Raw genomic sequence first — 24,297 nt, 5'->3', positions numbered from 1 at the left:
AAAAAGAGCAAGCCTGCTCTTAGAGGTCAAAACGGCTTTACGACCACGAGTATGACGATGAGGATCATCAGAAGGGTCGGGATTTCGTTGACGATCCGCCAATGACGCGACGGCTTTTCGTTACGATCTTCGCCAAAACGGCGCACCGCGCCTGCGAGATAACCATGCACGCCGGACAGCAAAATAACCGCTGTGATTTTCGCATGCAGCCAACCGCCGGCAAAGCCAAAACCCTTCCAGGCGAGATAGAGCCCGAACACCCAGGTCACGATCATTGCCGGGTTGATGATAAACCGCAGCAGCCGCTTTTCCATGATTTTAAAGGTCTCGGACTGTTCCGAACCTTTCTCCGACTGCGCGTGATAGACGAAGAGCCGCGGCAGATAGAGCATTCCCGCCATCCACGAGATGACGGCAATCACGTGAAATGCTTTTGCCCATAGATAGAAATTATCGGGATCGAGATAAAACAGAAATCCAGTCAGAAGAGCGAATATCAGAATCGCCAGAAACGCTCGTTTTCCGGCCTGCGCACCGCTGGATGAAGTCTGAACCGTGCTCATCGACGATACTTTCTGACCAGCGAAATCATTTGCTCGACATGCTCGATCGGTGTTTCCGGCGTAATTCCATGGCCCAGATTGAAAATAAACGGTCCATCGGCAAGCGCCTCGAGAATGGTTTCAACGCCTTGGCTCAGCGCATCTCCACCTGCAACGAGTCGCAGCGGATCGAGATTGCCTTGTACCGCGCCGCCATCCTGCAAAAACTTTGCTTGCGCCATTGGAACCGTCCAATCGATCCCAAGCCCGGTCACGCCGGTTTTCTGACGATAGCTGTCGTAACGCGTGCCGGCACCTTTCGGAAATCCGATGATCGGAACATCCGGATAGGCTTCACGAACTTTCTTCACGATCCGCGCGACCGGTTTCACGCAGCAGTTTTCAAATCCGCTCTCATCCAGAACGCCTGACCATGAATCGAAAATCTGCACCGTATCGGCACCGGCTTCGATCTGCCGGATGAGATAATCAGCAGAACAATCGGCCAGCATTTCGAGAAGCTTCGAAAAAGCTTCAGGGTGCCGGTACGAGAAAAGCCGGGCAGGGGCCTGGTCCGGCGTTCCATGCCCCGCGATCATATAGGTCGCCAGCGTCCAGGGAGCCCCGCAGAAACCGATCAGCGTGGTCTCGTCAGGCAATTCCTTGCGAAGACGACGAACCGTCTCATAGACCGGCGCCAGATGATCGTGAAAACCCGAAGTCTCGAGATTAGCGATCTCTTCTGCGCGGATCGGCGTCATGATCGGCCCGCGACCTTCCTCGAAAGACAGATCTCTTCCCAGAGCGTGCGGAATGACGAGGATATCCGAGAACAGGATCGATGCATCAAAGCCAAATCGCCTGATTGGCTGCAATGTCACTTCGACAGCCAGATCGGGGTTGTAGCAAAGATCGAGAAAGCTTCCTGCCTCTTTGCGGATCTGTCGGTACTCGGGAAGATAGCGTCCAGCTTGGCGCATCATCCAGATTGGAGGAGGGAAAGATTTCTCTCCCTTCAGCACTTCGAGCATAGGGCGTTTTACGGACATCAAGCCTCCAAACCCGAAAGCCTATCTTTAAATAAAATTTCTATGAAAGAGAGTCTTCTGATTCTTAGACTCTGTTGGAATCGGTGATTACGACTTATCCCGAATCCGCCACGCGCCGCGAGACTGCAGATTGTCGCGCCCCGTTTGTAGGCATGAAGACCTAATTACGGGGATAAGCGCCACATCGGTTGCAAATTCAAATACTTAGCCAGACATCCATTTGATCATGATTCACGTGGAACATCGAACAAGTTTCCGAAGTCCCCGACATCATCCACAGGGCCATCGCGATACAGACAGCAGCACCAATTGTGGACAAGTCGCTATCTGATACAGTCCGGCCGAAAGCGCGGCACGACAGCGCCGACTTATCCACACCAGACCACAGAACCGGGGCATGCCTGTGAACAAGCCGCAGAGTTTCTTTCATCTGCACCTTATTTCGGACGCCACCGGCGAAACTCTCTTGGCTGCAGGCCGTGCGGCCGCCGCCCAATACAAGGATGCGCGCGCCATCGAGCACATCTACCCGCTCATTCGTACAGACAAACAGTTAATGAAAGTTTTCGACGATATTGAAGAAGAACCCGGCATAGTTCTTTACACTGTCGTGGATCAGGCTCTCGCCGGGCGCATTGATGCGCGGTGTGCGGAGATGGGTCTGCCTTGCGTTTCGGTGCTGGAGCCGGTCTTGACCGTCTTTCAGTCCTATCTCGGAACGCCGGCCGGTCGCCGTGTCGGTGCACAGCATGTGCTGGACGCGGATTATTTCCGGCGCATCGACGCGCTTAATTTCACCATGGAACATGATGACGGGCAGCTTCCCTACGATATCGAGGAAGCAGACGTCATTCTGATCGGCATATCGCGCACTTCGAAAACGCCGACCAGCATTTATCTGGCCAATAGGGGCATCAAGACAGCGAATATACCTATCGTCCTTGGCGTGCCGCTGCCGGAATCGCTTGCCACGGCGCAAAAACCTTTGATTGTCGGGCTTATCGCAACCGCTGAGCGCATATCCCATGTTCGCCAGAACCGGGCGTTGGGAACGACTGCCGGTTATGCCTCGCAGGATTATGTGGATCGCGCTTCGATCTCTCAGGAATTGGCTTATGCGAGACAAATTTGCACGCGCCATAACTGGCCAACGATCGATGTCAGCCGTCGCTCGATCGAGGAGACGGCTGCCGCAATCGTTGCCCTGAGAAACCGGACGCGTTAACAGGCATTCAAAACGCTCTTATCCGAGGACAATCCCATGAGCGAAAAAATCATCCTGGCTTCGGCAAGCCCATTCCGAAAAACCTTGCTCTCAAATGCGGGAATCGATTTCGCTGCGATAGCCGCAGATGTCGATGAGCGGGCATTGGAAGCGCCGCTTGAGGGAAGCGGAGCGTCGCCGCAAGATGTTGCGGCAGTGCTTGCCGAGGCAAAGGCGCAGGATGTCAGTGAACGCTATCCGGGCCGGCTGGTTCTCGGTTGTGACCAGACGCTTTCGCTGGATGGCGAGGTTTTTCACAAGCCGAAGGATATGGAAGGTGCACGCCGTCATCTGCTTGCCCTGTCCGGCAAGACACATCAGCTCAATAGCGCTGCAGTGCTTGTTCGCGACGGCGTAACTTTGTGGCGTTACGTCGGCATCGCAAATCTGAAAATGCGCCCGCTCGATCCGGCATTCATTGGCCGCCATCTGGCGCACGTTGGCAATATCGCGCTTTCAAGCGTCGGCGCCTATCAGATCGAAGGCGAGGGCATCCAGCTTTTCGAGAAGGTTGACGGCGACTATTTCACGATAGTCGGCCTGCCGCTTCTGGCTGTTCTGGCAGAGTTGCGCGAACTCGGTGCGCTCGATGGCTGACAGAAATGCTTTTGTCTGCGGCAATCCGATCGCGCATTCCCGCTCGCCGAAAATCCACAATTACTGGCTGAACCTGTACGGCATTGAAGGCACATATTGCCCCATCGATATTCTGCCTGAGGCATTTCCGGATTTTGTCCGCACGCTGAAAGAGCAGGGGCTTGCCGGCGGCAATGTCACGCTTCCTCATAAGGAAGCGGCATTTCGCCTTGCCGAGCGCCCGGACGAAACCGCCGAACTGATCGGCGCGGCAAATACGCTGTGGTTCGAAAACGGCGAGCTCTTTGCCACCAATACCGATGCGCATGGCTTCGCTGCCAATCTGGATGAGTACGCGTCCGGCTGGGAAGGCAATGGCATTGCCGTCGTGCTTGGGTCGGGGGGTGCCGCGCGCGCCGTAATTTACGCTCTTATCCAGCGCGGTTTCCGCGACATCAGGATCGTCAACCGCACACTCGCCAGAGCAACAGAACTGGCAGACCGCTTCGGCAAAAACGTTTCCGCACAGCCTGTAGCGATGATCGATGAATTGATGTCGGATGCTGATCTTTTGGTGAACACGACCTCTCTCGGTATGCACGGCAATGTCGAATTGCCAGCCAATCCTGATCATCTGCCCGATAATGCGATTGTCACCGACCTCGTCTATGTGCCGCTGGAAACACCCTTGTTGGCAGCGGCTAAACGCCGAGGGCTGAAAACCGTCGATGGTCTTGGCATGTTGCTTCACCAGGCAGTACCGGGCTTCGAAAAATGGTTCGGCAAGCGCCCGGAAGTGACACCTGAACTTCGGGCCTTGATAGTAGCGGATATGGAAAAGCACGCATGATCCTGCTTGGCCTCACTGGCTCGATCGGCATGGGAAAATCGACGACGGCAAAAATGTTCGTCGATGCGGGCGTACCGGTTCACGATTCCGATGAGACGGTACACAGGCTGTATTCGGGTGCTGCGGCTCTGCTGATCGAACAGGCGTTTCCCGGAACGGTGCGTGACGGCAAGGTCAACCGAGAAGCACTCGGTGCGAAAGTGCTTGGCAATCCTTCAGCATTGAAGATGCTGGAATCCATCATCCACCCGCTTGTCCGGGCGGACGCCAATGACTTCGTTGCAAGGCACCGCGAGGCCGGCGCGCCGATTGCCGTACTCGATATTCCGTTGCTTTTCGAAACCGGTGGCCGCGATCGCGTCGACAAGGTGGTCGTCGTATCGGCTCCTGCAGAGATCCAGCGGGAGAGGGTGCTTGCACGAGCGGGCATGACGCCTGAAAAATTCGAGGCGATTCTTGCGCGCCAGGTACCGGATGCGCAAAAGCGCGAGCAGGCCGATTTTATAATAGACACGGGAAAAGGTCTCGACGCGGCGCGTTCAGCAGTCAACGATCTTGTCTCGAACCTGCTGGCGGGCGAAAACTCTAGCTCACACAGGGAGTGATTCGTTGCGCGAGATTATCTTCGACACGGAAACGACCGGCCTTGATTCACGCGAGGATCGTATCATCGAGATCGGCGGCATCGAACTCGTAAACCGCTTTGTGACCGGGCGCACATTCCATGTCTATATCAACCCGCAGGGACGCGCCGTTCACCCGGACGCGCTCGCCGTGCATGGCATCAGCGATGCGGATCTTGCCGACAAGCCGCCATTTCAGGATATCGTCGAAGAGTTCTTGACCTTTATCGAAGGCGCGAAGCTCGTCGCTCACAATGCCAATTTCGATATGGGCTTCATCAACGCCGAGCTGACGCGGCTCGGCCATCAAAGCGTTTCGCAGGATTTTGTCATCGACACGCTGGCGCTTGCCCGGCGCAAGCATCCAATGGGTCCGAATTCGCTTGATGCGCTTTGCCGCCGCTATGGTATCGACAACAGCCGCCGTACCAAACACGGCGCCTTGCTCGATTCCGAGCTTCTGGCCGAAGTTTATATCGAGCTGATTGGCGGCAAGCAGACTGCTTTGGTTCTTGAAAGCCGCTCATCGAATGCGAATTCTGAGCAGACGGAAATCCACACGGAAATCACCATTTCAGCGAGGCCTAATCCATTGCCGTCGCGATTGACCGAGGAAGAACGCGCCGCTCACGCCAAACTGGTTGCGGGCATGGGCGAGAATGCGGTCTGGGCCAAGCTCGAAACGGAAGTTTCAGCTTCCGCCTGATACAAAAAAGCCCGCATCTTTCGACGCGGGCTTTTTGTCATTCATAAAAAAATTAGCTGACCTGAACTTTTGCGGCAGCCTGTTCCTCGGCAACTTTCTGCTGGAACATCTGCGCGAAGTCGATCGGGTCCAGCATCAGCGGCGGGAAGCCGCCATTGCGGGTCGCATCCGCGATGACCTGACGTGCGAACGGGAAAAGCAGGCGCGGGCACTCGATGAAGAGCAGCGGCAGCATGTGTTCCTGCGGAAAACCTTCGACGCGGAAAACACCGCCATAGACGAGCTCTACGTTGAACAGCACTTCCTTTTCGAAGGAAGCTTTCGCCGTCAGCGACAGGTTAACGTCGAATTCCTTGTCCGAAATCGGATTGGCATTGACGTTGACATTGATGTTGATGCTTGGAGCCTTGTCGCGTCCGCGCAGCGAATTCGGTGCGCCGGGGCTCTCGAAGGAGAGGTCCTTCACATATTGAACGAGGACATTGAGCGAGGGCTGGGCAGTGCTGCCGTTTCCGTTGGTTGCGGCACCCTTCTGGGCATCCTCATTCTTGGCCATAGCCTGTCCTCTTGGTTTTGCCGCTTTGCGGCTCAATTGAAATTGCGGCGTTGGCTACCATGGCCGTCATGTCAAGACAAGGTTAAGAGCGTCGTTTCACTCGTCCCGCAGCTTGCGCCAAGGCGAATTCGGGTCGGGGTCCTTGGAATAATCGTCCTCATCCAGATCGATGGTTTTCGACGGGCCATTTCCGCCGCGTGGACCCGCACCGCCGCGAAACGTCGTGAAGTTTGCCGAAAAATCGACGCGTTTCTTCAAAAACCGCCAGCCAAAATCGCGAATCGGAGGGATGAAAAGCAGGATTCCGATGATGTCCGTGAAAAAACCGGGCAGCAGAAGAAGCAATCCGGCGAATAGGATCATTATGCCGTGAGCAAGGTTTCGACTCGGGTCACGACCGCCTTCCATCTCCTGACGAATGCGCGCAAGCGTGCCAAACCCTTGGAAACGCATGAGCAAACCGCCGGCAATGCTGGTTGCGATCACCAGGCCGATCGTCGCCAGAACGCCGATCTGGCTCCCGACGAGAACGAAACCGGCAATCTCGACCAGCGGCAAGAGAAGAAGGATCAAAGGAACGAATGATAAGCGCAAATGCTCAAGCCTGATTGTCAGAGTAAAGTTGCCCGCCTTTTAGACGAGAATAATTGCCGCATTAAGATAGTGATGGATGGCTTTGATTTGAATGATCGTGAGATGCGTTCTATATGCAATTCGCGTAGTGTAGGTTTGTCGTGTCCGTCAACAGTCGTTAAAGGCTGGCTTGCGGGCCGCCGAAACAAGGGATCAATTGGCAAAAGATATGGAATTTTTCGATTTCGGCACAATCTTTTTCCTGATCGCGGCGGTGGTGATCTTTTTTCAGCTCCGCAACGTTCTGGGCCGTCGTACGGGCAATGAGCGCCCGCCATTCGATCCCTATACGGCTGGCCGTTCCGCGAACAAGGACGAGCAGGCAGCGCCGGAGAACGTCGTTTCTCTGCCGCGCAAGAAGACGCCAGCCGATGTCGAAGCCAGCTATGCTTCCATTGATGCATTTGCCAGGCCGAATACGGACCTGAACAAGGGCCTGCGGACCATCAAGGACGCCGATCCTTCTTTTGAGCCGAAGACTTTCGTCGATGGCGCCAAGATGGCCTATGAGATGATCGTTATTGCCTATGCTGATGGCGACCGCAAAACGTTGAAAAATCTGCTTTCCCGTGAGGTTTTCGACGGTTTCGTTTCGGCGATTTCCGATCGCGAATCCCGCTCCGAGAAAATCCAGTCTTCTTTTGTCGGTATCGACAAGGCCGAGATCGTGTCTGCGGAAATGAAAAACGGCGAGGCGCATGTCACCCTGCGTATCGTCAGCGAGCTGATTTCGGCGACACGCGATAAAGCAGGTGAGGTCATTGACGGCGATCCTGAAACCGTCGCCGAGGTCAAAGACGTCTGGACCTTTGCCCGCGACACCCGCGCCAAGGACCCGAACTGGAAGCTGGTCGCGACTGAAGAAGAAGACTAAGCCGGAGGGCACTTTCCGTGTCGTCCGCACCTGTTTTTCATTCTCTTACATTTCAGGATTTGCCGGGCTGGCTGGAGGATAACCCTCTGCCAGCCTATGAGGCGTTTCGCCGGTCGGCGTTTCAGGCGACGGTAAAACCCTACCGCACCGGTTCCCTCGGCGTCGATTTCCAAACCTTTTCCGATGCTTATGCCGCCGCGCGAGAACATAAAGACATAAATGCGCGCGATGCCCGCGCCTTCTTCGAGAAATATTTCACGCCGGTCCATATTTTGCCCGAGAGTGGCAGCCGTGGACTGGTAACGGGGTTCTATGAGCCTATCGTCGAAGCCTCACGGGTGCGAACGGATGAGTTCACTGTACCGCTGTTGGCCCGTCCCGACGATCTTATCGACATTGACGATACCAACCGCCCGAATGGAATGGATGCCTATCTGGCTTTTGCCCGGCAAACGCCGAATGGATTGGTCGAATATCATGATCGCGAGGCGATAGAGCGCGGTGCACTTTTCGGGCGCGGGCTGGAAATCGCTTTTGTGGTGAGTAAGGTCGATGCGTTCTTCATTCATGTGCAGGGCGCGGCACGGCTGAGAATGACGGACGGAACGCTTGCTCGCGTGACCTATGCGGCAAAGAGTGGTCAGCGCTTTACCGGACCGGGAAAAATACTGGCCGAAATCGGCGAAATCCCGCTCGAAAAAATAACGATGCAATCCATTCGTGGCTGGTTTTCACAAAATCCGGCACGTATCGACGAAATTCTCTGGCAGAATCGCTCCTATATTTTCTTTCGCGAGGCCGCGGTGGATGATCCTGATCTGGGTCCTATTGCGGCGGCGAAAGTACCTTTGACGCCCGGTCGCTCCGTTGCTGTCGACCGGCTGCTTCACACGTTCGGTACGCCGTTTTTCATTCACGCTCCCGAACTTACTGCCTTTGGCACGCCCTTCCGCAGATTGATGATCGCGCAGGACACCGGGTCTGCGATCGTCGGCCCCGCGCGCGGCGACCTTTTTGCCGGAAGCGGCGATGCGGCAGGCGAAATCGCCGGCGTGGTACGCAACGAAGCGGATTTCTTCATGCTCGTGCCCAACGAGATTGCCGGGAGGTTCCGGTGAGCAGTCGGCGCACGAAGGAGTTGAGCGACGATGATCGCGTTCTCTGGACGCTTGTCGCCAAATCGACGACGCCGCTGAAGGGGAAATCAACGCTCGAAGTGCCGAGTTCCCCTGTGCCGAAGCAGGAAGATCCGCCCAAAACGGTGCCGAAGGCTGTTGCTTTGACCAAATCTCCGGCAATCCCACCCAAGCAATGGGTATCCGCATCGCTCGACGCGCCGACATTGGACAAGCTCTCCAAGGGGCGGTTGCCCATTGAAGGCCGGGTCGATCTGCATGGAATGACGCAGGATCAGGCGCATTCGTTGCTTTTGTCGTTCCTGAAGCGCGCGCATGCGGGCGGTGTTCGCTATGTTCTGGTCATAACGGGCAAAGGATCGTCATCTGGCGGGGACGGTGTCTTGCGGCGCGCAGTTCCGCATTGGCTGGCAACGCCGCCTTTCAGAGCGCTCGTCAGCAGCCATGATCTGGCGGCGCGGCATCATGGCGGGTCGGGCGCGATCTACATTCGTTTGCGCCGTCAGAAGGCGGTGCCATGACCCCGTTCGGCCAGAAAATCCGCGATCTGCGGCGCGAACGCGGGCTGAGCCAGAAAGACATGGCGGAGGCGCTCGGCGTGAGCGCTGCCTATCTATCTGCGCTGGAGCACGGCAAACGCGGCGCGCCGACCTGGCCGATGATCCAGAAGATAATCGGCTATTTCAACATTATCTGGGACGATGCCGAGGAGTTGACGCGGCTTGCTGAAACCTCGCATCCGCGTGTGACGATCGACACATCAAACCTTTCGCCGCGCGCGACGGAGCTTGCAAATCTGCTGGCGGTGAATATCGGCCGGCTGGATGAAAAGAAGATCGACAGATTGATTGCGGAAATCGTGCCGCCGCCGGAGCGTTAAAACAGCGCCTCGAGTTCACTCAGACGCTCATTAACCAGCCAGCCATAGTAATTTTCTTCGGGCAGGCGTTCGGCCTGGCCTTCGCTTCGGCGCTTCTGGTTTTCAGCCTTCAGGGCGTAGGCGCGCTGCTCAGGATTGCCGATATTGTAGAGCGTGGCCGTGACACCCGGATTCCGCGAAATGTCGAAACCGGCAATGGTGCGGTAGGCATCGATGGATTTGCGAAGCGTGGCAGCCACGTAGGGCAGCGTCAAATCCGGGTCCATGATCGTCTTGTAGACGTCGTTGGGATCGCTGGCGTCGAGCTTGGGCAGGCCGGACACGCGATGCACCATGTCGCTCATCTGAAGCGCAGTCAGCGGATTTAGCTGGCCAAGGCCGAATGTCTGCCCGGCATAGAAGGGCTGGAAGAAGGTCGCGCTGAACCGGTCGTTCGGATAGCGATTTCCATCGACGGTTTTGCCGCGGAAGCTGCGGTTCCACACAGTCTCTCGGCAGCTCCACAAATCGTAGCTGCCCATGCCTTCCTGGCACTTGGCAAATTCGGGACGGCGAATGAAATCGGTAACGCCCTCGCCATTGTAGCTGAAATTGAAACGGTTCGAGAGGTACGAAACAGCCTTCACATAATAGGTCTGCAGACGGTCATAGGCGTCTACATTGTAGGTGTGCTCACCAACGATTGCGCCCACGATATGCATCGGGTCGATGCCATAGGCAGCCGCCGCCGTGTTGATCTTTGAGCGAAGTGCGGCATCGTTTTTGAACAGCGCATAGACCTTGCGGTATTTCGCATCATAGGTGGTATTGCCTGCGGCGGTGCGCCGTGCGGAAGCACCGGGCACATTGGGCTGTTCAGCGTTCCGATTGCCGGGCGGCACAATGGTCGCGGCCGAAGAGGGCATTATGGCCGATGCCAAAAACACCAGCGCTGAGAAGATAACCGACCGTTTCATGCTCAATGCCGCCCGAAATCTCTTCATCCACCCGCTTTTCGGATCGGAACGCGACGCTGATCCAAGGTTTTGCGTGAATATAATGTCTATTGAAACAGGCTTTGCCCGTGCTTGTCAGGCCCTGATACCCGAACTTACGCCGCGCAAACTATGAAAAGCGCTGTGCCGAGTCGAGGTATTTTTGAGAAAGCGGGATTGGCCGCCGTTTCGATTTAACGAGACGGCGGCCTTTTGGTCACAGAATGAAGCGTGACAGGTCGGTATTTTTGGCAAGATCGCCAACATGCTTGGCAACATAATCCGCATCGATGCTGAGTTCGGTGCCGGATTTGTCGGGCGCGTTGAACGAAATATCGTCGAGCACACGTTCCATTACAGTCTGCAGCCTGCGCGCGCCGATATTCTCGACACTCGCATTGAGATCGACTGCAATGCCGGCAAGCTGGTCGATCGCGTCGTCCGTGAATTCGAGATCGACGCCTTCCGTCTTCATCAGCGCAATATACTGCTTGATGAGGCTGGCTTCCGTCTCGGTCAGGATGCGGCGGAAATCATCCTTCTCGAGTGCCCGCAATTCGACGCGGATCGGCAGACGGCCCTGAAGCTCCGGCAAGAGATCGGATGGCTTCGAGACGTGGAATGCACCCGACGCGATGAACAATATGTGGTCGGTCTTCACCGGCCCGTATTTCGTCGCGACCGTCGTGCCTTCGACCAGCGGCAGAAGATCCCGCTGCACGCCTTCGCGCGATGGACCGCCGGAAACGTCGCTTCGCGTGGCGATCTTGTCGATTTCGTCCAGGAAGACGATGCCGTCATTTTCTGCCGATTCAAGCGCCCGGCGAATCACTTCGTCCTGATCGAGCAGCTTGTCGGATTCATCGCTGATCAGATGCTTGTAGGACTCCTTGACGGTGGTCTTGCGCGTCTTGGTGCGCTGGCCGCCCATCGCCTTGGAAAGCATGTCGTTGATGTTCATGACGCCGATATTGGCGCCAGGCATACCGGGAATCTCGAAGCTTGGCATGCCGCCGTTTCCGGTATCGGAAACTTCGACTTCGATTTCCTTGTCGTCGAGTTCGCCTTCGCGCAGCTTTTTGCGGAAACTGTCGCGGGTTGCAGGGCTGGCGGTCTTGCCGACCAGCGCTTCAAGCACGCGTTCCTCGGCGTTGATATGGGCGCGCGCCGTCACATCCTCGCGCATTTTTTCACGCACGAGGCCTATGGCAGTCTCGACCAGATCGCGGATGATCTGCTCGACATCGCGACCGACATAGCCGACTTCGGTGAATTTGGTTGCTTCCACCTTGATGAAAGGCGCGCCGGCGAGCTTTGCCAAGCGCCGTGCAATCTCGGTCTTGCCGACACCTGTCGGCCCGATCATCAGGATGTTCTTGGGCATCACCTCTTCGCGCATTTGCCCTTCGAGCTGCTGGCGACGCCAGCGATTGCGCAATGCGATGGCCACGGCGCGCTTGGCGTCGTTCTGGCCGATGATGAAACGGTCGAGTTCGGAAACGATCTCGCGTGGTGAAAATGTGCTCATGTTTTAAACAGATCCAGACTGCCACTGCCGGATGGATTCGAATGGGTACAGCAGCATAATAACGTTCAGGGTCAAATTATCGCGTATGACGAAGCCGACACCAACTTCAAAGACAAGCGCGAGCGCTACGATGACCCATATAGGGAGCCTTGCGGCCATAACAAAGCCCACGACTGCCGCGAATGTGTCGGACACCGAATTGAGGATGCTGTCGCCGAAATAATCGAGGGAAATCGTGCCCTCGCGATAGCGCTCGATGATGACGCTCGAATTTTCGACGATTTCCCACAAGCCTTCGACGCCGACGGCAAGGATAAGCCGGAAGCCGGGCGAGGATTTCGGCGCGACGAACCAGAACAGCAGATAAAACAGGAAGCCGTGGATGAGATGCGAGAATGTGTACCAGTCTGTTATGTGCTGGGAATTCTCCGAGCTCTGCACCACGCCATGCCAGAATTTGATCGTGCCGCATTCGCAGATCGGTGTCCGGCCCATCGCGTAAAGAATGACGGCCTGAAGCATCATCAGGCCGAGCGTGATCAGAAATCCCGTCTGCCACGATATTCCGGTAAAACCGCCAGGTTTCCCAATGCCATTATTGTTGCTCATGCGACCCCCGAAATGACAGCGTGCCTTAAGAACCATGCGCCATTGGTTTGCGCAAGAATGACGCATGGCAAAAATGGCAAGTTGCCGCAGGACGCGGCGGATGGTTTTTCCGCTTTCGGATAGATGCTAAAGAGTTGTCCGCAAAGGATGGCCGTGGTGAACACAAGGCACAAAGGATCGAGCTTCTGGGTGGCGCTTGTCGCAGCCTATGTGCTTGTCCTTCAGTCCACCTTCGGCGCATTGGCCCTGGGCACCGCTCCGGGCGCTATGACGCTCGATGTGTTCGGCAATCCGCTCTGCATCACGAGTTCCGACCAGCAAGGCTCGGACATCGATCATGTCATGCCGAATTGCTGCGTTCTTGGTTGCAGCATGTTCGCGCCGGTGTCTTCCGCGCCGCCAGAGACGGCGTCTTTGCGGCATGAGTGGACCGGCAGCTTTGCTATTCTGCTCCCGCTTGCGGCCTCCGTTATTGCTCGGTCGCCTGAGCATGATCCGGGCAGTCCACGCGCTCCGCCACTCGCAGTCTGATTGCCGCGCTTTCCAGCGCACCCTTTGATCATTCTGCATTTCCGTTTGCCGCGCGTGCAAACGCATCCTTAGTGGAGCTTCACCATGTCCAATTCTATTCGCAACCTGTCCGGTTTCAACTTCTTCCGCCGCTTTCGCAGCATCGAGGAACGCCTTGGCCTGAGTGCCTTTGCGGTTCTTTCGCTGTTCGTTATGAGCCAGCCGCTTTTCGCGCATGACTTCAAGGTCGGCGATCTGACGATCGATCATCCCTGGTCGCGCGCAACGCCCGCAGGCGCAAAAGTTGCCGCCGGCTATTTCGTCGTAAAGAATGCGGGATCGACGCCTGACCGTCTCGTTTCGGTAAGCTCGGAAATTTCCGGCAAGGGCGAAATTCATGAAATGTCCGTCGACGACAAGGGCGTCATGACCATGCGCGGCGTGCCAGATGGGGTTGAAATTCCGGCAGGCGGCGAGACCGCACTTGCGCCCGGCTCATACCATCTGATGTTCATGGACCTGAAAAGCCCCGCCAAGGAAGGCGAAAAATTCAAGGGAACGCTCGTCTTCGAAAAGGCCGGTTCGGTTGATGTCGAATTCGCAGTTGAAGCCATGGGCGGCGGCCATCAAGGTGGCGGTCACGAAAACCACGGCGGCTGATATGGCGGCACCACGCAAAAATCGGGCGCTGATGGCATTTGCCGTCAGTGCTGCGGTGCTCGATGTTGCGTCGATCTATCTGCTTGCGCCGAAAAGCCCTGCAAATTTGTCGAGCACGGCGCAAACGGTAACGATCGGCGGGCCGTTCACTTTGACATCTCATACGGGAGAAAAACTCTCGGCTGACGATCTCAAGGGAAAGCCTTTCGCTGTCTTTTTCGGCTTCACCCATTGCCCGGAGGTCTGTCCGACCACGCTTTGGGAAATGTCTGAAGCCATGAAGGCGCTGGGAGAAGATGCGGAAAAGCTCAAAATGGTCTTCGTGTCCGTCGATCCGGAGCGCGACACGCCGGAAGTGCTCGCCAGCTACATTCAGTCCTTCGGCGACAATGTCGTCGGGCTGACCGGCACGCAGGCTGAAGTGGACGCGGTCGGCAAAGCCTATCGCGCCTATTGGAAGAGGGTGCCGGTGGAAGGTGGCGATTACACGATGGATCACACCGCGTCCGTCTATCTGATGGACGACAAGGGTGATTTTTCCGGCATGATTTCCTATGAGGAAAACGCCGAGACCCGCCTGCAGAAGCTGCGTCTTCTGATCGACCGCAGCGATTCTGCATAAACAAACGGGCCGAGTAGTTCGGCCCGTTATTCTTCCTCGGCGTCGCGCGCCATCATGACGGCTTTGCCGTAGATCGTTTCTCGTCTGTCGAAAGTGGCGAATCCGGCTTTCTCGTAAGCGCGGATGGCCCGTGCATTTTTCGGATCCGGATCGATAATGACGCGCGGCGCGCCTTCCTCGAAAAGCTGCTCGACGAATTCCTCAAGCAAGCGCGATCCATGGCCGAGTCCGAGATAGTCGGCCTCGCCGATGGTCAGATCGACGCCCAGCGTGCCGAATGGCTGGTCCTGATAGGGATGATCGTCTTCCAGATGCGGATCGTAGGACTGGATGTAGCCGACCGGCTTCCCGTCGATCTCGATAATGAACGGTTCGACGGAAATGCTGTCGATATGTTCTTCGATGGAGGCGAGTTCGGTTTCAGGATCGTCCCACCATTCCGCGACATGCGGCTGCGCGAGCCATCGGGCCAGCATCGGCAAATCCTTGCGTGTTACCGGCCGGAAGCTATAGCTGAAATCCTCGCTCACTCGGCGTCCAGCGTTTCGATGACGAAGCTATGGTTGGTGTAGACGCAGATATCGGCGGCAATCGCCATTGCCTTGCGGGCGATTTCCTCGGCGTCCTTGTCCGTATCGATCAGCGCGCGTGCGGCGGCCAGCGCGTAATTGCCGCCGGAGCCGATAGCCATGACGCCATGTTCGGGCTCCAGCACGTCGCCATTGCCGGTCAATGCCAGCGAAACGGATTTGTCGGCTACCAGCATCATGGCTTCAAGACGGCGCAGATAGCGGTCTGTGCGCCAATCCTTGGCAAGTTCGACGCATGCGCGGGTCAACTGGTCAGGATATTGTTCGAGTTTGGCTTCAAGGCGCTCCAGAAGCGTGAAGGCATCGGCGGTCGCGCCCGCAAAGCCTGCAATGACACTGCCACCCTTGCCGATGCGGCGAACCTTCTTGGCGTTGCCCTTCATGATGGTCTGGCCGAGGCTGACCTGACCGTCGCCGGCGATGACGACCTTGTTGCCCTTGCGCACGGTAATGATCGTCGTTGCGTGCATGCTGATTTCGTTCGACATGTATTTCTCCGATGACGCACGGCTCCATATGGCAGCGCGCGCGGTACGAGTGTTTCGATGCGCCAGTATGTATGCATCTCGCTGGCGATTGCCAACCACGGCAAATCAGCCGGGTTACGCGCACGCGAACTGGAAATCGGGTGACGTTGCTGCTAGAAGGCGCTTGCTTTTGCAGTAAAGGGATTTTCCATGGCGTCGAGCATCGTGGCGCGTTCTGGCGAAACAAGTCGCAGGACGAAGGAAACGGCGATTTCGGTATCGCTGAATGTTGACGGGACCGGCAAGTCGGAAATCGCGACCGGCGTCGGCTTTTTCGACCATATGCTGGACCAGCTTTCGCGCCATTCGTTGATCGATATGAATGTGCGCGCCGAAGGCGACCTTCACATCGACGATCACCACACAGTAGAAGATAGCGGCATTGCGCTCGGTCAGGCTCTGTCGAAGGCGCTTGGCGAGCGTCGCGGCATCATGCGCTATGCGTCAATCGATCTGGCGATGGACGAGACGCTGACGCGCGCAGCGCTCGACGTTTCCGGCCGGCCGTTTCTCGTCTGGGACGTGAAGTTTTCCGCGCCGAAGATCGGCACGTTCGACACCGAGCTGGTGCGCGAATTCTTCCATGCTTTCGCGCAGAATGCGGGCATCACCCTGCATGTCACCAATCATTACGGCGCGAACAACCATCACATTGCCGAGACCTGCTTCAAGGCGGTTGCGCGCGCTTTGCGCATGGCGCTGGAATTCGATCCGCGCCAGCCCGATGCCGTTCCCTCCACCAAGGGAAGCCTGAAAGGATAAGGCGACCATGGCTTTTTACGTGGTAATGGAGCCACCGGAAGGCGCGAAAAATCCAGCGGATGAAGCCGTTTTCATCCGCGATGGCTTTGCCTTTCTGGGGTTCCTCATCCCGCCCTTCTGGCTGCTGTGGAACAAGCTCTGGATCGAGGCGGCGTTTGCTGTTCTGGCGGCACTTGCAATTGCAGCAATCGGGCAGGCGCTGGGTCTAGGGCTGACAGGGCAGCTTCTGTCGCTGCTCGTTTCGATCTATGTCGGCCTCGAAGGACAGAATATGCGCATTGCTGCACTTCGCCGTAAGGGCTGGCGCGAATGGGGTGCGCTGGAAGCGGCATCCGTTCCCGATGCCGAAGTTCGCTATCTGAGCGCAGCCGATCTCCCGGATGACGATGCTCCGATCGAAACGGTGACGATCACAGACAAGCGCACGGGTCCGGCGGCACCACGCCAGCCGTCGCTTGGGCTTTTGCAATATCCGGGCGGGCGGTAAAAATGCGGGTAGCGATTATCGATTACGGGTCGGGCAATCTTCGCTCGGCCACCAAGGCTTTCGAGCGTGCCGCGCGCGAAAGCGGAATTTCCGCTGAAATCGAACTGACGGCAGATTCCGAACGCGTCCGCACCGCAGACCGCATCGTCCTGCCGGGTGTCGGCGCTTATGCCGATTGCAGGCGCGGGCTTGATGCCGTCGAAGGCATGGCGGACGCGATCGAGGAAGTCGCGGTCCGGCAGGCGCGGCCCTTTCTGGGCATCTGCGTGGGTATGCAATTGATGTCGGAACGCGGTCTGGAAAAGACCACTACGAAGGGCTTCGGGTGGATTTCCGGTGACGTGAAGGAGATAAAACCTTCAGATCCCGCGCTGAAAATTCCGCAAATCGGCTGGAACACGATCGAAATTCGTCAAAACCACCCGCTTTTCGACGGTATTCGGACCGGCGCGGACGGGCTTCATGCCTATTTCGTGCACTCCTACCATCTCGACGCAACCAACGCGGAGCAGGTTCTGGCCGTTGCAGATTACGGCGGGCCGGTTACGGCTGCTGTTACGCGCGACAATCTCGTCGGAACCCAGTTCCATCCTGAAAAAAGCCAGGCGCTCGGTCTGGCCTTCATTGCAAATTTCCTGAGGTGGAAGCCTTGATCCTTTTTCCGGCAATCGACCTCAAAGACGGCCAGTGCGTACGCTTGAAACTCGGCGATATGGCACAAGTGACGGTCTACAACCCTGACCCTGCCGCGCAGGCCAAAGCGTTTGAAGATCAGGGTTTCGAGTGGCTGCATGTCGTCGATCTGAACGGCGCGTTTGCAGGCGAAAGCGTCAATGGCACGGTGGTCGAGGCGATCCTTAAAGCGACGAAAAACCCTGTGCAGCTTGGCGGCGGCATTCGCACGCTGGCCCATATCGAAAGCTGGCTCGACAAGGGTCTCGCGCGGGTCATCCTCGGCACTGTCGCAGTGCGCGATCCCGATCTGGTGAAAGAAGCCTGCCGCCTGTTTCCGGGCAAGGTTGCAGTGGGCATCGACGCCAAGGGCGGCAAGGTCGCCGTTGAAGGCTGGGCCGAAGCCTCGTCGCTGGGCGTGGCTGAACTTGCTCAAAAGTTCGAAGGCGCGGGCGTTTCCGCGATCATCTATACGGATATTGACCGCGACGGCATTTTGACCGGCATCAATTGGGAATCGACGATTGCGCTGGCAGACGCGGTTTCCATCCCGGTCATCGCATCCGGCGGTCTGGCCTCGATTGCCGATATCGTTCGCATGACCATGCCCGACGCTCAAAAGCTCGAAGGCGCGATTTCCGGCCGGGCGCTCTATGACGGGCGCATCGATCCGGCAGAGGCGCTGGCTCTTCTGAAGGAGGCCGTGCGTTGACTCTCAAGGCCCGTGTAATTCCCTGCCTTGATGTGAAGGATGGCCGCGTCGTCAAGGGCGTCAATTTTGTCGATCTGGTCGATGCAGGCGATCCGGTGGAGGCAGCGAAAGCTTACGATCTGGCTGGTGCAGACGAGCTTTGCTTCCTCGACATTACGGCGTCATCCGACAATCGCGAGACGATTTTCGACGTTATTGCGCGCACTGCCGAGCAGTGCTTCATGCCGCTGACGGTCGGTGGCGGCGTTCGCCAGGTCGGCGACATTCGCAAGCTGCTGCTGGCAGGCGCCGACAAGGTCTCGATCAACACGGCAGCGGTGAAAAATCCGCATTTCGTTGCCGAAGCCGCTGATAAATTCGGCAATCAGTGCATCGTCGTTGCGATCGACGCCAAGAAAGTGTCCGGCGCTGGCGAGGCGGATCGCTGGGAAATCTTCACCCATGGCGGACGCGAGAACACCGGCATCGATGCGGTCGAATTCGCGCGCAAGGTGGTCGATCTGGGCGCGGGCGAAATCCTGCTGACTTCGATGGATCGTGATGGTACGAAAATCGGATATGACATCGCACTGACGCGCGCCGTGGCCGATGCGGTTCGTGCGCCGGTCATCGCTTCTGGCGGTGTCGGAACGCTGGACCATATGGTGGCGGGCATTCGGGACGGGCATGCGACGGCGGTGCTGGCAGCCTCGATTTTCCACTTCGGCACCTATACGATCGCGGAGGCCAAGGCCCACATGGCGGCGGCTGGCCTGCCCATGCGGCTGGACTCTCCAGCGCAACAGTCTTAAACGGCCCGTTATGAGCGATTTTTCGTTTGACGACCTCGAAAAGATCATTGCGGAGCGCGCGCGTTCCGGCGACCCGGATTCATGGACGGCGAAGCTTTTTGCGCGCGGCATCGACAAGGCGGCGCAGAAGCTCGGCGAGGAAGCCGTCGAAACGGTGATCGCGGCAGTTCACAAGGATCGTGAGGCGGTCGTTTCAGAAAGCGCCGACCTTATCTATCATTGGCTCGTGGTTCTGGCGTTGTCAGGTGTACCGCTTTCCGATGTACTTGCGGAACTGCAAAGCCGTACCGGCCGTTCAGGCGTTGCCGAAAAGGCCGCCCGCGGTGACAAGGCCTGACCGAAATGTTCGGAGCCGGGGAGATTCGTGGATCGATGGACCAGCTCGCACCCACTGAACGATATTCGCCCTACCGGTTCTTTACCGCCGAACGCTGGGCGGAATTTCGTGCCGACACGCCGCTGACGCTGACCGAAGACGAGGTCCAGCGGCTTTCCTCGCTTTACGAGCCCATCGATCTCGATGAAGTGCGGCGCATCTATCTCTCGCTGTCGCGGCTGCTCTATGCGCATGTCGAGGCGAGCCAGCTTTTGTTCCGGCAGCGGCAGGTGTTTTTCAGCGGCGGTGAGCCGGTCAAGACGCCGTTCATTATCGGCATGGCTGGATCGGTCGCGGTTGGGAAATCGACGACCGCGCGTGTCCTGAAGGAACTTTTGGGGCGCTGGCCGTCCAGCCCCAAGGTCGATCTGGTGACGACCGACGGCTTTCTTCATCCGAACGCCGTCCTGCGGCGCGAAAACCTGATGGAGCGCAAGGGCTTTCCAGACAGCTACGATGTCGGATCGCTTCTGCGGTTCCTGTCGGCGATTAAGTCCGGCCAGCCAAATGTCCGCGCGCCGCTTTATTCGCATCTTACGTACGATGTGATGCCCGGCGAATATGTCACCATCGACCGGCCGGACATTCTGATTTTCGAAGGGCTGAACGTGCTTCAGCCGCGAGAATTGCCCAAGGATGGGAAGTTCGTGCCCTTCGTGTCCGATTTCTTCGATTTCTCGATCTACATCGATGCTGACGAAGATCTGATCCACAATTGGTACATTCAGCGCTTCATGCGCCTGCGCGACACGGCATTTCGCAACCCGCAATCCTTCTTCCATCGCTATTCGCAGCTCTCGCCGGATTCCGCGCAGGCAATTGCCGAAGGGCTGTGGTCGAATATCAATCTGAAGAATCTGCGCGAGAATATTCTGCCGACGCGCCCGCGCGCCGATCTCATCATGCGCAAGAGCGACAATCATCGCGTTGCGGAAGTGGCGCTTCGTAAGATTTAGGCGGCCTTGGTCACACGCCTTAACGTGAGGTTGATCCGCCCGCCCTTTTTCAGAAGTGCGGAAGTTGTCGGATAAATCCGGTCGACCCCGTGGAATGCCAGCCGTCCTTCGCCGCCCAGAACGACGATGTCGCCGCTTCGCAGCTTGAACGAGACGGTCGGGTCGTGGCGGGATTTGCCGCCGACGCGAAACAGGCAATCGTCTCCCAATGATACGGACAGTACGGGCGCTTCGAGATTGTTCTCGTCGCGATCCTGATGCAGCCCCATCGTGGCCGTGTCCGTGTAGAAATTGACGAGACATGCCTCTGGCGGAAGCGGATAACCGGCAATTTCATTCCAGAGAGACAGCAGCGATGCGGGTATCGGCGGCCATGGTTCGCCGGTCGCCGGATGCGTCGGCTGGTATCGATAGCCGCGATCCTTGTCGGTGACCCAGCCGAGCGTCCCGCAATTGGTCATGCGCACGCTGAGCGGCTTTCCGGTACGCGGCATTTCCGGCACGTAAAGCGGCGCCTGTTTCACGATCTCGCGAATTTCTTCAACAAGCGCGCGCTGCGCCTGAATGTCGAGAAAAGAGGGGATGTGGCGAATGCCTTTGGGAAGAACCTGCATAGATCGAATGTAGTGCGCGCGGGCGCATCAGTCGTCCGAAATCTTGCCGCGCAGCTTTTTCACGGTCGAGCGCCCGGCCTTGCTTTTCAAGCGGCGTTCGACGGAGCCTTTCGAAGGCCGCGTCTTGCGACGTGGCTTGGGTGGCGGTTCGGCAGCCTTGCCGACGAGTTCGCTCAATCGGTCTCGCGCGTCGGAGCGGTTTTGCTCCTGCGTGCGGAAGCGCCCGGCCTCGATGACGATTACGCCGTCCTTGGTAGCGCGGCTGCCCGCCATGGAGATGACCCGTTCGCGCACACGCTCTGACAGGCCAGCGGCATTTTTCGCATCGAAGCGGAGCTGGACGGCGGTCGCGACCTTGTTGACGTTCTGCCCGCCGGGGCCGGATGAGCGGATAAAGCTCTCCGACAGATCGTCAGGGTGAATGACGGCCTCATGGCTGATTGTGATGATTTCGTCGGCGCTCATGAGGTTACTCATGCCGCGACAAAGCGCAAAAGAAAAGGCCCGGACGAGCCGGGCCTGATCTGGAACGATATGAAAACCTATTCGGCTGCTTCGCGCGACTGCGGCGCTGCACCGCGCACGCTGGCATCGACGTGGCTTTCGAACTTGCCGAAATTGTCGATGAACATGCCGACGAGCTTGGAAGCTTGACGGTCGTAGGCTGCCTGATCCGCCCAGGTCGAGCGCGGATCGAGGATCGAGCTGTCGACTCCCGGCACAGATACCGGCACGGAGAACCCGAAATTGGCATCCGTGCGGAACTCGACTTCGTTCAGCGAACCGTCGAGTGCTGCAGCCAGCAGCGCACGCGTTGCCTTGATCGGCATGCGCTTGCCAACGCCATAAGCACCGCCGGTCCAGCCGGTGTTCACCAGCCAGCAATTGACGCCGTGACGGGCGATGAGATCGCGCAGCAGATTGCCGTATTCGGAAGGGTGGCGTGGCATGAAGGGCGCGCCGAAACAGGTCGAGAAGGTCGCCTCCGGTTCGGTGACGCCCTTTTCGGTGCCCGCAACCTTGGCCGTGTAGCCGGAAAGGAAGTGGTACATGGCCTGTGCGGGCGTGAGACGCGCGATGGGCGGCATGACGCCGAACGCATCTGCGGTCAGCATGATGATGTTCTTCGGATGCGCTGCAAGCCCGGTAGCGCTGGCATTCGGAATGAAATGCAGCGGATAGGCGCAGCGCGTGTTTTCGGTCAGCGAACCGTCGTCAAAATCGGGAACGCGGCTTTCATCCAGAACGACGTTTTCCAGAACCGTACCGAAACGCTGCGTGGTCGCAAAGATTTCAGGCTCGGCTTCGGCCGAAAGCTTGATCGTCTTGGCATAGCAGCCGCCTTCGAAATTGAAGATGCCTTCCGGTCCCCAGCCATGCTCGTCATCGCCGATAAGCGTGCGCGAAGGGTCGGCGGAAAGCGTCGTCTTGCCGGTGCCGGAAAGGCCGAAGAACACGGCGGCGTCGCCATCCGGCCCTTCATTTGCCGAGCAGTGCATGGGCATGACGCCCTTTTCGGGCAGAAGGTAGTTCAGCGCCGTGAAAACGGACTTCTTCATTTCGCCCGCGTAAGAAGTTCCGCCGATCAGCACGATCATGCGCGAGAAATCGATTGCGATGACGGTATCGGTACGGCAGCCGTGACGGGCCGGATCGGCCTTGAAGGACGGCAGATCGATAATCGTCATCTTTGCCGCAAAATCAGCCAGTGCCGAACGCTCCGGACGGATCAGAAGATTGCGGATGAACAACGAATGCCAGGCATATTCGGTGATGACGCGCGTCGGCAGCGACTGCGCGGCGTCTGCGCCGCCGATCAGATCCTGAACGAAGAGATCCCTGTCCGACAGATGCGCTGTAAAATCTGCAAGCAGCGTATCGAACTGTTCCGGCGTGATCGGCTTGTTGTTGTCCCACCAGATATGCGGCTCGGTCGCGGCGTCGCGAACGACGAATTTGTCCTTCGGCGAACGGCCCGTATGCTGGCCGGTATAAGCGACCAGCGCGCCCGCTGCGGTGAGCTTTGCCTCGCCGCGAGCAATAGCCTGCTCATAAAGCTCGGCCTCACTCAAATTGTAGTGGACCGCGCCTGAGGTCTTCAGGCCCGCTTTTTCGATACCGTGATTACGTTTGCCGATTTCGCTCATTTACCCCTCGTGAGGCCAAGTTTCAGATCAGGCCGGGACGAACCCGCCGCTTGGACTAACCTCCAGATTTTAGAGGCGAGATTTGGGAGAAACAGAAAAAACGAACAATTTCAAATCATTAATCGATTTAAATTTTTTGATTTATTTTTAAATCGTTTATATTGCGCGGAATATTCATACCATGCCGGCAACGGATGATCCGCGTGGCTGGCTGCCCGGCACAAGTTTAAGCGCCTCGAGCGCCTCCGCCATGGGGTTGCGGTGGCACTTCGAAGGGTCTATGCCACATTTTGTACCTAATTTGTCCTGCAAAAGCCGGTTTCCAACTAGAAGGGACCCGCTCATGAGGGAGCAGCTTGACATGGCAACAATCGCCCTGGTCGATGATGACCGCAACATCCTGACATCGGTTTCGATCGCTCTGGAGTCCGAAGGCTATCGGGTCGAGACCTATACGGATGGTGCTTCCGCGCTCGAGGGTCTGGCAGCGCGTCCGCCGAACCTTGCCATTCTGGACATCAAGATGCCGCGCATGGATGGAATGGAGCTGCTGCGCAGGCTGCGCCAGAAGTCCGATCTGCCGGTAATCTTCCTGACATCCAAGGACGATGAGATCGATGAGCTTTTCGGCCTCAAGATGGGCGCCGACGATTTCATCCGCAAACCGTTCTCGCAGCGCCTTCTGGTAGAGCGCGTCAAGGCTGTGCTGCGCCGTGCAAGTGCACGCGAAGCGGCTGCCAAAACGCCGAACCAGCAGGCGCGTTCGCTCGAGCGCGGCCAGCTCGTCATGGACCAGGAACGTCACACCTGCACCTGGAAGGGCGAGCCTGTGACGCTGACGGTCACCGAGTTCCTCATCCTTCATTCGCTGGCGCAGCGTCCCGGCGTCGTAAAAAGCCGTGATGCGCTGATGGATTCGGCGTATGATGAGCAGGTCTATGTAGATGACCGCACCATCGACAGCCACATCAAGCGGCTGCGTAAGAAGTTCAAGTCGGTCGATGACGATTTCGAGATGATCGAGACGCTTTACGGAGTTGGCTACAGATTCCGCGAGGCGTGAGCGCGGCA

At 57.5% G+C, this 24,297-nt stretch carries 33 protein-coding genes; 21 read left to right on the top strand and 12 right to left on the bottom strand.

From position 1 onward, the window contains the following. Positions 1-26: 26 nt before the first annotated feature. A complete protein-coding gene (gene hemJ / locus ABFT80_RS01815) occupies positions 27-563 on the bottom strand; it encodes a protoporphyrinogen oxidase HemJ (RefSeq protein ID WP_347970141.1) in 537 nt (178 codons plus the stop codon). After that, positions 560-1,591, bottom strand: coding sequence for a uroporphyrinogen decarboxylase (gene hemE / locus ABFT80_RS01810; protein ID WP_347970140.1), 1,032 nt, complete (start codon positions 1,589-1,591; stop codon positions 560-562). The genes hemJ and hemE overlap by 4 nt, the downstream gene beginning before the upstream one ends. Positions 1,592-1,988: 397 nt before the next feature. Between hemE and ABFT80_RS01805 the strand changes: the two genes are divergently transcribed. Genes ABFT80_RS01805 through dnaQ form a run of 5 tightly spaced genes read left to right on the top strand, consistent with a single transcriptional unit; the run spans position 1,989 to position 5,610 of the window. Continuing rightward, entirely contained in the window at positions 1,989-2,816 is an 828-nt protein-coding gene (locus tag ABFT80_RS01805; RefSeq protein ID WP_347970139.1) for a pyruvate, water dikinase regulatory protein, read from the top strand. Between the two features lie 36 nt (positions 2,817-2,852). Beyond that, the gene (locus ABFT80_RS01800; RefSeq protein WP_347970138.1) at positions 2,853-3,452 is read left to right on the top strand and encodes a Maf-like protein; all 600 of its coding nucleotides are present in this window, start codon (positions 2,853-2,855) and stop codon (positions 3,450-3,452) included. Continuing rightward, on the top strand, positions 3,445-4,281 hold the full coding sequence (locus tag ABFT80_RS01795; RefSeq protein WP_347970137.1) for a shikimate dehydrogenase: 837 nt from the start codon (positions 3,445-3,447) through the stop codon (positions 4,279-4,281). Before ABFT80_RS01800 ends, ABFT80_RS01795 begins: the two co-directional genes overlap by 8 nt. Next, complete coding sequence (gene coaE, locus ABFT80_RS01790; RefSeq protein WP_347970136.1) at positions 4,278-4,886, top strand: dephospho-CoA kinase; 609 nt, start codon at positions 4,278-4,280, stop codon at positions 4,884-4,886. The genes ABFT80_RS01795 and coaE overlap by 4 nt, the downstream gene beginning before the upstream one ends. A 4-nt stretch (positions 4,887-4,890) precedes the next feature. Next, on the top strand, positions 4,891-5,610 hold the full coding sequence (dnaQ, locus tag ABFT80_RS01785) for a DNA polymerase III subunit epsilon (RefSeq protein ID WP_347970135.1): 720 nt from the start codon (positions 4,891-4,893) through the stop codon (positions 5,608-5,610). Between the two features lie 52 nt (positions 5,611-5,662). On the opposite strand, the gene secB is transcribed toward dnaQ, so the two are convergent. Then, positions 5,663-6,166: a protein-export chaperone SecB gene (gene secB / locus ABFT80_RS01780; RefSeq protein WP_347970134.1), complete on the bottom strand. Its 504-nt coding sequence runs from the start codon at positions 6,164-6,166 to the stop codon at positions 5,663-5,665. Positions 6,167-6,262: 96 nt separating this feature from the next. Next, the gene (locus tag ABFT80_RS01775) at positions 6,263-6,760 is read right to left on the bottom strand and encodes an FxsA family protein (protein ID WP_347970133.1); all 498 of its coding nucleotides are present in this window, start codon (positions 6,758-6,760) and stop codon (positions 6,263-6,265) included. Between the two features lie 208 nt (positions 6,761-6,968). On the opposite strand from ABFT80_RS01775, the gene ABFT80_RS01770 reads away from it, so the two are divergent. The 4 genes from ABFT80_RS01770 to ABFT80_RS01755 are packed head-to-tail and all read left to right on the top strand — an operon-like array spanning position 6,969 to position 9,689. Beyond that, on the top strand, positions 6,969-7,673 hold the full coding sequence (locus ABFT80_RS01770; RefSeq protein WP_347970132.1) for a Tim44/TimA family putative adaptor protein: 705 nt from the start codon (positions 6,969-6,971) through the stop codon (positions 7,671-7,673). 17 nt (positions 7,674-7,690) lie between these two features. Further along, positions 7,691-8,791 (top strand): murein transglycosylase A, encoded by a 1,101-nt coding sequence (gene mltA / locus ABFT80_RS01765; RefSeq protein ID WP_347970131.1) that lies wholly within the window; start codon positions 7,691-7,693, stop codon positions 8,789-8,791. Then, complete coding sequence (locus ABFT80_RS01760) at positions 8,788-9,330, top strand: Smr/MutS family protein (RefSeq protein ID WP_347970130.1); 543 nt, start codon at positions 8,788-8,790, stop codon at positions 9,328-9,330. Before mltA ends, ABFT80_RS01760 begins: the two co-directional genes overlap by 4 nt. Next, a complete protein-coding gene (locus ABFT80_RS01755; RefSeq protein ID WP_347970129.1) occupies positions 9,327-9,689 on the top strand; it encodes a helix-turn-helix domain-containing protein in 363 nt (120 codons plus the stop codon). The genes ABFT80_RS01760 and ABFT80_RS01755 overlap by 4 nt, the downstream gene beginning before the upstream one ends. Here ABFT80_RS01755 and ABFT80_RS01750 read toward each other — a convergent pair. Further along, entirely contained in the window at positions 9,686-10,645 is a 960-nt protein-coding gene (locus ABFT80_RS01750) for a DUF1402 family protein (RefSeq protein ID WP_347970128.1), read from the bottom strand. The genes ABFT80_RS01755 and ABFT80_RS01750 overlap by 4 nt on opposite strands. Here ABFT80_RS01750 and ABFT80_RS01745 point away from each other — a divergent pair. Next, positions 10,596-10,799 carry a hypothetical protein gene (locus tag ABFT80_RS01745; protein ID WP_347970855.1) on the top strand — a complete coding sequence of 68 codons (204 nt, stop codon included), beginning with the start codon at positions 10,596-10,598 and terminating at the stop codon, positions 10,797-10,799. The two genes, ABFT80_RS01750 and ABFT80_RS01745, sit on opposite strands and share 50 nt — an antisense overlap. Before the next feature lie 81 nt (positions 10,800-10,880). On the opposite strand, the gene hslU is transcribed toward ABFT80_RS01745, so the two are convergent. Continuing rightward, positions 10,881-12,191 carry an ATP-dependent protease ATPase subunit HslU gene (gene hslU / locus ABFT80_RS01740; protein ID WP_347970127.1) on the bottom strand — a complete coding sequence of 437 codons (1,311 nt, stop codon included), beginning with the start codon at positions 12,189-12,191 and terminating at the stop codon, positions 10,881-10,883. Between the two features lie 3 nt (positions 12,192-12,194). Beyond that, a complete protein-coding gene (locus ABFT80_RS01735; RefSeq protein WP_347970126.1) occupies positions 12,195-12,800 on the bottom strand; it encodes a DUF2585 domain-containing protein in 606 nt (201 codons plus the stop codon). A 156-nt stretch (positions 12,801-12,956) separates the two neighbouring features. Between ABFT80_RS01735 and ABFT80_RS01730 the strand changes: the two genes are divergently transcribed. The 3 genes from ABFT80_RS01730 to ABFT80_RS01720 all read left to right on the top strand — a co-directional run bounded on the left by ABFT80_RS01730 (position 12,957) and on the right by ABFT80_RS01720 (position 14,592). Then, positions 12,957-13,331 carry a hypothetical protein gene (locus ABFT80_RS01730; RefSeq protein WP_347970125.1) on the top strand — a complete coding sequence of 125 codons (375 nt, stop codon included), beginning with the start codon at positions 12,957-12,959 and terminating at the stop codon, positions 13,329-13,331. Positions 13,332-13,415: 84 nt separating this feature from the next. Beyond that, complete coding sequence (locus ABFT80_RS01725) at positions 13,416-13,970, top strand: copper chaperone PCu(A)C (RefSeq protein WP_347970124.1); 555 nt, start codon at positions 13,416-13,418, stop codon at positions 13,968-13,970. After that, positions 13,900-14,592, top strand: a complete 693-nt coding sequence (locus ABFT80_RS01720) for an SCO family protein (protein WP_347970123.1) — start codon at positions 13,900-13,902, stop codon at positions 14,590-14,592. Before ABFT80_RS01725 ends, ABFT80_RS01720 begins: the two co-directional genes overlap by 71 nt. A gap of 26 nt (positions 14,593-14,618) precedes the next feature. Here the strand turns inward: ABFT80_RS01720 and ABFT80_RS01715 are convergent, their stop codons facing one another. Continuing rightward, on the bottom strand, positions 14,619-15,122 hold the full coding sequence (locus ABFT80_RS01715) for a GNAT family N-acetyltransferase (RefSeq protein WP_347970122.1): 504 nt from the start codon (positions 15,120-15,122) through the stop codon (positions 14,619-14,621). Beyond that, positions 15,119-15,670 carry an ATP-dependent protease subunit HslV gene (gene hslV / locus ABFT80_RS01710; RefSeq protein WP_347970121.1) on the bottom strand — a complete coding sequence of 184 codons (552 nt, stop codon included), beginning with the start codon at positions 15,668-15,670 and terminating at the stop codon, positions 15,119-15,121. Before hslV ends, ABFT80_RS01715 begins: the two co-directional genes overlap by 4 nt. Before the next feature lie 189 nt (positions 15,671-15,859). Between hslV and hisB the strand changes: the two genes are divergently transcribed. The 7 genes from hisB to coaA are packed head-to-tail and all read left to right on the top strand — an operon-like array spanning position 15,860 to position 20,465. Beyond that, entirely contained in the window at positions 15,860-16,471 is a 612-nt protein-coding gene (gene hisB, locus ABFT80_RS01705; RefSeq protein ID WP_347970120.1) for an imidazoleglycerol-phosphate dehydratase HisB, read from the top strand. Positions 16,472-16,478: 7 nt separating this feature from the next. Continuing rightward, entirely contained in the window at positions 16,479-16,958 is a 480-nt protein-coding gene (locus ABFT80_RS01700; RefSeq protein WP_347970119.1) for a DUF2628 domain-containing protein, read from the top strand. A gap of 2 nt (positions 16,959-16,960) precedes the next feature. Continuing rightward, on the top strand, positions 16,961-17,611 hold the full coding sequence (gene hisH, locus ABFT80_RS01695; RefSeq protein ID WP_347970118.1) for an imidazole glycerol phosphate synthase subunit HisH: 651 nt from the start codon (positions 16,961-16,963) through the stop codon (positions 17,609-17,611). Continuing rightward, a complete protein-coding gene (hisA, locus tag ABFT80_RS01690) occupies positions 17,608-18,342 on the top strand; it encodes a 1-(5-phosphoribosyl)-5-[(5-phosphoribosylamino)methylideneamino]imidazole-4-carboxamide isomerase (protein ID WP_347970117.1) in 735 nt (244 codons plus the stop codon). Before hisH ends, hisA begins: the two co-directional genes overlap by 4 nt. Next, positions 18,339-19,133, top strand: a complete 795-nt coding sequence (gene hisF, locus ABFT80_RS01685) for an imidazole glycerol phosphate synthase subunit HisF (RefSeq protein WP_347970116.1) — start codon at positions 18,339-18,341, stop codon at positions 19,131-19,133. The genes hisA and hisF overlap by 4 nt, the downstream gene beginning before the upstream one ends. A 10-nt stretch (positions 19,134-19,143) precedes the next feature. Next, the gene (locus tag ABFT80_RS01680; RefSeq protein ID WP_347970115.1) at positions 19,144-19,470 is read left to right on the top strand and encodes a phosphoribosyl-ATP diphosphatase; all 327 of its coding nucleotides are present in this window, start codon (positions 19,144-19,146) and stop codon (positions 19,468-19,470) included. Positions 19,471-19,505: 35 nt separating this feature from the next. After that, a complete protein-coding gene (gene coaA, locus ABFT80_RS01675) occupies positions 19,506-20,465 on the top strand; it encodes a type I pantothenate kinase (RefSeq protein ID WP_455189857.1) in 960 nt (319 codons plus the stop codon). On the opposite strand, the gene ABFT80_RS01670 is transcribed toward coaA, so the two are convergent. From ABFT80_RS01670 to ABFT80_RS01660, 3 genes are all read right to left on the bottom strand, one after another. Then, the gene (locus tag ABFT80_RS01670; RefSeq protein ID WP_347970114.1) at positions 20,462-21,079 is read right to left on the bottom strand and encodes an alpha-ketoglutarate-dependent dioxygenase AlkB; all 618 of its coding nucleotides are present in this window, start codon (positions 21,077-21,079) and stop codon (positions 20,462-20,464) included. The genes coaA and ABFT80_RS01670 overlap by 4 nt on opposite strands. 27 nt (positions 21,080-21,106) lie before the next feature. After that, the gene (gene arfB / locus ABFT80_RS01665) at positions 21,107-21,544 is read right to left on the bottom strand and encodes an alternative ribosome rescue aminoacyl-tRNA hydrolase ArfB (protein WP_347970113.1); all 438 of its coding nucleotides are present in this window, start codon (positions 21,542-21,544) and stop codon (positions 21,107-21,109) included. A 77-nt stretch (positions 21,545-21,621) separates the two neighbouring features. After that, positions 21,622-23,226 carry a phosphoenolpyruvate carboxykinase gene (locus ABFT80_RS01660; RefSeq protein ID WP_347970112.1) on the bottom strand — a complete coding sequence of 535 codons (1,605 nt, stop codon included), beginning with the start codon at positions 23,224-23,226 and terminating at the stop codon, positions 21,622-21,624. Positions 23,227-23,587: 361 nt separating this feature from the next. On the opposite strand from ABFT80_RS01660, the gene ABFT80_RS01655 reads away from it, so the two are divergent. Continuing rightward, positions 23,588-24,289 carry a response regulator transcription factor gene (locus ABFT80_RS01655; protein WP_347970111.1) on the top strand — a complete coding sequence of 234 codons (702 nt, stop codon included), beginning with the start codon at positions 23,588-23,590 and terminating at the stop codon, positions 24,287-24,289. Positions 24,290-24,297: the final 8 nt, after the last annotated feature.

Origin of the sequence: Foliimonas ilicis, assembly GCF_039939195.1 — a bacterium.
GTDB lineage: Bacteria > Pseudomonadota > Alphaproteobacteria > Rhizobiales > Rhizobiaceae > Foliimonas > Foliimonas ilicis.
The sequence above is the reverse complement of the archived record's forward strand: the minus strand, read 5'-3'. Positions and strand labels throughout refer to the sequence as shown.